Here is a 1,216-nt window from a genome sequence, read left to right on the forward strand (position 1 = left end):
ATTCCCGCTTATGAAGTAACACAAATATACAGACGCAGGTGGGATATAGAAGTATTTTTCAAATTTATCAAGCAAAACCTCGGATATAAGCATTTTTTAAGCCATGACATGAATGGAATGAAAGTGTATATTTATATGATTATTATTACAGCTTTATTATTTCTTGTTTATAAAATAAGAAATAACTTAGACGGATTTAAGATAGCACTATTACAGTTTACATTAGATCTTAATGACTCTTTTTTACGTTCAATTTGTTTTACTATCAGGAGGTATAGCTCTTTTCATAATAGTACAAACGAGGTAAAATAAGATTTTATAGTAGTGAAGGTAAGTATGCCAGCAGCATATAGTTATGATTTAAGAAAAAAAGCAATGGAATCACTAGAAGAAGGAGAAAGCAGAGAAGCAGTGGCAGCAAGATTTAAAATTGGAAGAACTACGTTATGGGAGTGGCAGCAAAGAAAAAAGAAACAGGAGATTTTCAGTCAAAAAAACTTGGAAATGGAGGTTATAATCACAAAATTACTGACTGGAATAAATTTACTGAATTTGCTAAAAAATATGGTGGAAAAACTCTATCGGAAATGGCTAAGCTTTGGAGCAATGTTAGTATCCCAACGATTCATCGAGCTCTTAAAAAAATTGGACTCACACGCAAAAAAAGACATATGGATACAAAGAAAGGGACGAAGAAAAACGCGCTGAATTTTTGAAAATTATAGCAACAAAAGAACCTCAAAACTTAGTTTATATAGATGAGTCTGGCATTGATAACACCGAGGACTACCCTTATGGATATTGCCAGAAGGGACAGAGGTTTTATGCTCTAAAATCTGGTAAAAAAATTCAACGAATCAGTATGATTGCAGCCTTAAACGGCAGGAAAATAGTTGTTCCGTTAACATTTGAAGGCCACTGTAATATGTTAATAAATGGTTTGAGCAGTTTCTGACACCGATTTTGAAACCTGGACAAACTGTTATCCTTGATAATGCTACTTTTCATAAGTCTAATAAGATTACTGAATTTGCTAAAGGAGTTGGCGCAGAAATTTTATATCTACCGCCTTATTCTCCCGATTTTAACAAAATTGAGCATCATTGGTTTGCTATAAAAAACAGAGCTAGGAAAAACATCCCTCTATTCACATCTTTTCGTCATGCTGTTGATTCCGCTTTTCTATAAGCTTTTCGGACTATTATGAAAAGAGCTA

1 protein-coding gene and 1 pseudogene are annotated in these 1,216 nt (G+C 33.2%); both read left to right on the plus strand.

All coding sequences use genetic code 11. From position 1 onward, the window contains the following. The coding region (locus Wcon_RS12700) for a transposase (RefSeq protein ID WP_179947528.1) at window positions 1–312 on the plus strand (312 nt) is incomplete at its 5' end. A gap of 24 nt (window positions 313–336) precedes the next feature. Continuing rightward, window positions 337–1,188, plus strand: a pseudogene (locus tag Wcon_RS10875) (IS630 family transposase). Window positions 1,189–1,216: the final 28 nt, after the last annotated feature.

Source organism: Wolbachia endosymbiont of Cylisticus convexus, from assembly GCF_003344345.1.